The sequence below is a fragment of the Humibacter sp. genome (assembly GCF_051954055.1).
GTDB lineage: Bacteria > Actinomycetota > Actinomycetes > Actinomycetales > Microbacteriaceae > Humibacter.
Map to the genome: position 1 here is coordinate 1 of NZ_JBQCIE010000042.1, position 7,128 is coordinate 7,128.

At 70.0% G+C, this 7,128-nt stretch carries 4 protein-coding genes; 1 reads left to right on the forward strand and 3 read right to left on the reverse strand.

The annotated features are described in order from the left end of the window. From ACTHNC_RS05650 to ACTHNC_RS05660, 3 genes are all read right to left on the reverse strand, one after another. On the reverse strand, nucleotides 1-2,123 hold a 2,123-nt coding region (locus ACTHNC_RS05650; RefSeq protein WP_440293623.1), incomplete at its 3' end, for a glycoside hydrolase family 3 C-terminal domain-containing protein. Next, nucleotides 2,120-4,456 carry an alpha-xylosidase gene (yicI, locus tag ACTHNC_RS05655; RefSeq protein WP_440293624.1) on the reverse strand — a complete coding sequence of 779 codons (2,337 nt, stop codon included), beginning with the start codon at nucleotides 4,454-4,456 and terminating at the stop codon, nucleotides 2,120-2,122. The genes yicI and ACTHNC_RS05650, both read right to left, overlap by 4 nt. Next, complete coding sequence (locus ACTHNC_RS05660) at nucleotides 4,453-6,552, reverse strand: beta-galactosidase (protein WP_440293625.1); 2,100 nt, start codon at nucleotides 6,550-6,552, stop codon at nucleotides 4,453-4,455. Before ACTHNC_RS05660 ends, yicI begins: the two co-directional genes overlap by 4 nt. Before the next feature lie 105 nt (nucleotides 6,553-6,657). On the opposite strand from ACTHNC_RS05660, the gene ACTHNC_RS05665 reads away from it, so the two are divergent. Then, the coding region (locus ACTHNC_RS05665; protein ID WP_440293626.1) for a LacI family DNA-binding transcriptional regulator at nucleotides 6,658-7,128 on the forward strand (471 nt) is incomplete at its 3' end.

Sequence of the window (7,128 nt, forward strand, 5' to 3'; positions counted from 1 at the left end):
TTCGGCGCCGTCGCCGCCGGATTGATCAGTCCGACAGCCTCGTACACGACGCTCGAGTACGTGCATCCGTGCCCGAACGCGAAGGCGTACGGCTTCGGCTGGTGACGGTACGTCGCGTTCTGCCGCGCGGTGTCGTAGTCGAAGAGGTCGCCCGCCTGATCCGGATGTGCCGGCCACGACTGCGCGAGGCGACCGCGCGGCTCCCGGTTTCCGGAGAGCACGTCGGCGAGGCCGCGACCGAGCTCCTGCCCGCCGTGGCTCGACCAGACGACGGTGTCGGCATCCCGCACGCCGTCGGGCAGCACGTACGGGTAGCTGGAGATCACGGTGAGCACGGCGCGCTCGTTCGACGCACGCGCCACGCGGTAGAGCTCGGCCTGCGACTCCGGCAGGCAGAGGTGCGGACGGTCCTGGGTCTCACGGCCCGACAGGTGCGGCTCGTTGCCCACCGCGACGAAGACGGCGTCGGCGGATGCCGCGGCTCGCGCGACGGCATCCTGCCCCGACACGAGCGTGCGGACGGTGAACCGTTCGGCGTCGTCCACGGTAACGCCCTCGGCGACCAGCAGTCCCGAGTCACGGAGCAGCCGCACCCAGCGGCCGGTTCCGAGGTTCAGCAGCGACCAGGATCCGTCGGCGTGCACGTGACGGCGGAAGCTCTCGTGCACCACCCACTCGCCGACCTGCTCGGCGTCTGCCTGCATCGGCCAGTGGGCACCGGTGAGCAGCCGACCGCTCGCCGCGGAGCGGAGCGTGAGGATGCCGTCGCCCCAGTCGGTCACGTCGAACCGGGCATCCTCACCCGCCGGCTCGGCACTCGCGGCGACGAGCGACCCGTCGGCGGATGCGACCACGTACCGCCCGGTCGACGCGGACCGGAGCGCGACGGTGTCCGCCCCGGTCACCACCTCGACGTGCGCATCCGGGTACCGGTCGGCCAGGCCGGCCGCGAGTCCGTACTGGTACGGCGGCGTTCCGGAGTACCAATCCATCAGCACGGCGTCGGCGAGCGGCCCGACGACCGCGATCCTGCTCGGTTCGGCCAGCGGCAGGATGCCCGCGTCGTTGCGCAGCACGACGACCGCAGCGCCGGCGATCTCCCGCGCCAGCTCACGCGAGGACGGACGATCGAGCTCCTCGGCCGTGATCGTGCCGTACGGGTCGTCGTCGCCGTCGAACTCGCCAGTACGCAGCCGCAGTTCGAGCAGCCGCAGCACCGCGGCATCCACGTCGTCCATGCTCAGCCGTCCGGCCGCGAGCGCCTCGTTCACGTACCCGATGGTCGGCGCGGCGTTCTGCTCGTTGTCGGTGAACGAGTCCATCCCCGACCTCAGCAGCGCGACGGTGGCCGCGACGTGATCCGGCTGCTCCCGCTGGGCGGTGACGAGCAGGGTGGGCGCGCCGGCGTCCGAGACGACCGCGATGGACTCCCCCACCCAGCTGCGCGCCTCGGCCACCAGCTCCGGCTGGGTGTGGGCGGCGATGCCGTTGACGCGGTTGTAGGAGAGCATGATCGCCCCCGACGCGCCCGACTCGATCGGTGCACGGAACGCCGGCAGCTCCTCCTCGTGCAGCGTGCGCAGCGACAGGTTCGACGAGGTCGTCGACCGGTCCGTCTCGTTGTTGTACGCGAGGAAGTGCTTGAGCGTGGGAACGGTGCGCCACACCCGCTCGTGGTCGCCGCGCAGACCACGCGAGTACGCGGCGCCGAAGTGGGCCGTGAGCTGCGGATCCTCCGAGTAGCCCTCCTCGTTGCGGCCCCAGCCGGGGTGCCGCAGCGTGTTGACGACCGGCGCCCACACGTTGAGACCGACGGACGGATTCGCCACCCGCTTGGCACGCACCTCGACCGATGTGACCTCGCCGGCCTTCGTCAGCAGTTCGGTGTCCCAGGTGGCGGCGAGCCCGACGGCCTGCGGGAACGTGGTCGCCGTGCCGAGCCATGCGACACCGTGCAGCGCCTCGCATCCGGTGTGGAACCGACGGATGCCCAACCGTGCGATCGCCGGCGCCGCCTGGTGCAGCATGGCGATGCGTTCATCCCCGGTGAGGCGGGAGAGAAGGTCGCGTGCGCGCTCCGCGAGCGGGGCATCCACACAGCGGAACAGCTCGGGATCGGTCATCGGGCTTCGCCTTCCTCGGAAACGGTCTGCGACGGTGTCTCACCTGACGCGGTAAAGGTGATGGCCAGCTCGCCCGCTCCGTCGGCATGCACGGTGCTCCCGCCCGCCTCGAGCGACCAGGGTGCGCGGGCATCCGTGCTCGACGCCGTCACGATGTCTCCGTTCCGTCGCACCCGGAACTCGGTGCCTGCGGTGCCATCGTGCCCGGGCACGGTGGTGACCTCGTCGTAACCGTCGGGGAGCTCGAAGCAGCGCAGGGTGACGCCGTGCGCCCAGTCGTAGTCGGGGCGGTCATCCGTCGCGCCGAACGGCAGCACCGTTCCCGGGCGCACCAGGAGCGGCAGGGAGTCGTAGCCGTGTTTCTCGGTGTGCCAGCGGAATCCGTCGCGGGTCGAGCCGTCGAGCAGGGACGTCCACGACCCCTCAGGCAGGTAGTACTCGACCGTGCCGTGCGGCGTGAAGACGGGCGCGACGAGCAGGGCATCGCCCAGCATGTACTGACAGTCGGCGTCGTACCCGCCACGGTCGTCGGGGAACTCGAGCACCATCGGCCGCATCATCGGGATGCCATCCCCGTGCGCCTGGCTCGCGGCGTGCGCGAGGTAGGGCATGAGGCGCATCTTGAGCTTCGTGAACTCGCGAGCGATGTCGACGGACTCGTCGTCGAACGCCCACGGCACGCGCACGGAGTCGGAGCCGTGCAGGCGCGAGTGGGAGCTGAGCAGGCCGAACGCCAGCCAGCGCTTGAACAGCCCGGGATCTGGCGTGCCCTCGAAGCCGCCGATGTCGTGGCTCCAGTAGCCGAAGCCCGACATCGCCAGTGACAGTCCGCCGCGCAACGACTCGGCCATCGACGCGTACGAGGAGTCCGAATCGCCGCCCCAGTGCACAGGGAACTGCTGGCATCCGGCCGTCGCCGAGCGCGCGAACACGATCGCCTCACCCGTGCCGCGGCGCTTCTCGAGGGCACGGAACACCGCACCGTTGTAGAGCTTCGCGTAGTAGTTGTGCATGCGCCGCGGATCGGACCCGTCGTGCCACACCACGTCGTCGACCGGCACCCGCTCGCCGAAATCGGTCTTGAACGCGTCGATGCCCTGGTCCATCAGGCGCTCCAGCTTGCCGATGTACCAGTCGCTGGCCGCCGGATTGGTGAAGTCCACCAGTCCCATGCCGGCCTGCCAGAGGTCCCACTGCCAGATGCTGCCGTCGGTGCGCTTGAGCAGGTATCCGGCCTCAGCCGCCTCGGCGAAGAGCGCAGACCGCTGCGCGATGTACGGGTTGATCCACGCCGAGATGTGCAGGCCCTTCTCGTGCAGCCGCGCCAGCTGACCCTCCGGGTCGGGGAAGTAGCGGGCATCCCACTCGAAGTCGGTCCACTGGAACTCGCGCATCCAGAAGCAGTCGTAGTGGAAGACACTCAGCGGGATGTCCCGCTCGGCCATGCCGTCCACGAACGCGTTCACGGACTCCTCGTCGTAGCTGGCCGTGAACGACGTCGTCAGCCATAGGCCGAACGACCACGCGGGCACCTGCGCAGGCCGACCGGTGAGCGCCGTGTACCTGCGGAGGACATCCTTCGGCGTCGGGCCGTCGATCACGTAGTAGTCCAGCGCCTCGCCGCTCACGGAGAACTGAACGCGCGAGTTGACCTCGCTGCCCACCTCGAACGACACGTTGCCCGGGTCGTCGACGAACACGCCGTAGCCACGGCTCGTGAGGTAGAGCGGGATGTTCTTGTACGCCTGCTCGCTCGCGGTGCCGCCGTCCGCGTTCCAGGTGTCGACGACCTGCCCGTTCTTGATGAACGCACCGAACCTCTCCCCTAGCCCGTAGACGCGCTCGCCCGGCTCGATGGACAGCTGCTGGTGCACCCACGTGCCCTCTGCGTCACCGGCCCGGCCGCTGATGTGCCCGACCGAGCGGGGCAGCGAGCTCGTGATGCGCGTGCGCGCGTGCTCGAAGTCGAAGCGCCACGGCCCGCTGCGCGGCACCCGAACGGTGAGGTCGCCGGAGGTGAGCACACCGCTGTCGTCGTCGATCGAGATCGATGGACGGAAGGATGCATCCGCGAACGTCTCGAAGTCCGGCCCACGGTGCACCGCGCCGGCGTGCCGCTCGACGCGCACCTTGATGACGCCAGCCATCGGCGAGGAGAAGGTCAGCGTCAGCATCGCGAGGTTGAGGGTGTCGCCGCGCTGCCGGATCGGCTTCGTCGGTGCGTACACCGTCATCGTTCCCGCCGTCTCGTCCGCGCGGATGTCGTCGACCTCGACGGCGTACAGCGGCCCCAGCCCCGGCCTCGTGAGCCAGAATCCATCGGTGATTTTCACGTAGTGCGCCCTTCGATCAGCACCAGGGCCGTTCCTGGCGCGAGCGCCGTGGCACGGTCTATTCGTTCGTTCGTCATCAGGTCGTGCAGGGTCGCAGGCAGTTCGAGTCCAGCGGTGTTGCGACCATGGTTGAGCAGGAAGAGAGCCGGCCCGCGACGCACGACCTCGAGTCCGTCGGGCAGCTGTTTGCCGGGGCGCACCCGCCCGCCGAGTGCGTTCTCGATGCCCGCGTCGTGCAGCGCGGCCTCGAGCACCGCGGCGAGCAGTGCGTCGGAGACGACGGCGCCGAGGTACCAGGCGGCCCCGGCGCCGTGCCGGTTCCGCGTCACGGCAGGATGCCCGGCAAGCGGTCCGTCGCCGAACGTGGCCAGCACGTCGGCTCCGTCGGATCGCAGCCGTTCGCCGAGAACGCTCGCCGAGTGCTCCCCGCGCGGTGCAACATCCCATCCCGCGTCGAGGCTGAGGGGCGTCGGCTCGTCGGGCAGGGCCATCCACTCTTCACCGCTCACGCCCACCAGGTCGCGCAGCAGCACGGGGAACCGCCCCTGCAGGATGCCCGCGTTCGCGTCGGCCACACCGCTGAACGCCCCCACGACCACCTGGGCACTACGCGAGACGGCTTCGCGGAGCCTGTCGGCGGCCCGCGGTTCCAGAAGGTAGCTGTGCGGAACGAGCACCACGTCGTATCCGCGCAGGTCGGCGCCCGGACGCACCACGTCCGCCGGCACGCCATGACGCCACAGCACGCGGTACCAGCGCCGCAGCTGCTCGAGCGTGCTGTACCGCTCCGTGGGCCGAGCCGGCTCCACCGCCGCCCACCACGACGGCCAGTCGAAGAGGATTCCGACACGGGCATCCACCCGCTCGCCGACGACCGGCCGCAGCCGCTTCAGCTCAGCGCCCAGCCGTTCGGCGCCGCGGAACACCTCGGTGTCGGCGCCGGCGTGCGGCAGAAGCGCCGAGTGGAACCGCTCGGGCCCGGTGCGCGCCTGCCGCCACTGGAAGAAGCACACGCCGTCGGCTCCGCGCGCTAGCGCCTGCAAGGAGTTCAGCCGTGCTTCGTCCACGGACCTCGGCAAGTTGTGCTTCCGCCACGAGACCCCGCCGATCGCCTGCTCCATCAGCAGCCATGGTCGCCCGTCGCCGAGCGAGCGCATCAGGTCCTGCACGAGCGCGGTGTCGCTCGCGGCGTGCGGCGAAGCGGGATCGGGGTACTGGTCGTCGGCGATCACGTCGACCTCGCCCGCCCACGACCAGTAATCCACGGGCGGGAAGAAGCCCATGAAGTTCGTGGTGATGGGCTGCGTGGCACCCGCCGCGCGGATCGCGTCGCGCTGCTCACGGAAGCACGTCAGCAGCTGGTCGGAGGAGTACCGGCGGAAGTCGAGCGATTGGGCGGGGTTGATCAGGTACGGCGCCCTGCGGGGCGGAAGCACCTCGTCGAATGAGCCGTAGCCCTGCGACCACACGGCGGTGCCCCACGCGTCGTTCAGCTCCTCGATCGAGCCGTACCTGCGCTGCAGCCAGGCGCGGAACTCGCGCGCGGCCTCGTCGCCGTAGTCGAGCTCGCCGTACTCGTTGCCGACGTGCCACAGGCGAACAGCCGGGTGCTTCGCGTACCGTCGCGCCAGGTCGACGGCGAGCGCACGGGCGTGCTCCCGGTAGACCACGGATGCCGGCGAGTAGTGGTTGCGCGACCCGGCTGCCAGGCGCACCCCGTCGCGATCCACGGGCAGCGTCTCCGGATACCGGAGGCCTAGCCATGGCGGCGGCGACGCCGTCGGCGGCGCGAGATCGACGGCGATCCCGCTGCCGTGCAGCAGGTCGAGCACCTCGTCGAGCCACTCGAAACGTCGCTCGCCGGGAGACGGTTCGATCGTCGACCAGCTGAACACTCCGACGGTGACCAGGTTCACGCCGGCTCTGACCATCAGCTCGACGTCTTCGGCCCAGGTCTCGCGCGGCCACTGCTCCGGGTTGTAGTCGCCGCCGAAGCAGATGCCGTCTCCGAGGGTGCCGGAACCCGTGCCGGACAGCCGACTCGTCTCGGGAGTCTGTCCGGGCACACGTTCTGCCACATCGTCGAAGCGCTTCACCACTGCGACCTTATAAGATGCATGCGAGCCGTGTCCACGCGCTGTCGAAACGCCTGCGCGTCCCCTTCGGGGAGAGCACGATTCTTCAAAGGCAGGGGGGACCCGATGGTCACGATCGCGGACGTCGCCGAGGAAGCCGGCGTCTCCATCTCGACCGTGTCGTACGTGATGAGCGGCAAGCGCACGATCTCGCCCGAGACGCGCCGCCGTGTGGAGCGCGCCATCGCGTCTCTCGGCTTCAGCCCCCACGCCGGAGCCCGCTCACTGGCATCCCGCTCCACGAGCGTCATCGGCCTGCAGATCCCGCTGCGCACCGGCGTCGACGTGCACGTGGTGATGGAGGTCGTGACCGGGGTCGTGGCGCGCGCACGTACGCACGGCTACGACATCCTGCTGCTCACCAGCGACGACCCGAGGGGCATGGAGCGGGCGGCGAAGGGCTCCATGGTGGATGCCCTGCTCGTGATGGACATCGAGTCCGACGACCCGCGCATCGGCATCCTTTCCCACCTCGAGCAGCCGAGCGTGCTGATCGGGCTGCCTGAGGGTCGGCGCACCATCCCGTGCGTCGACTTC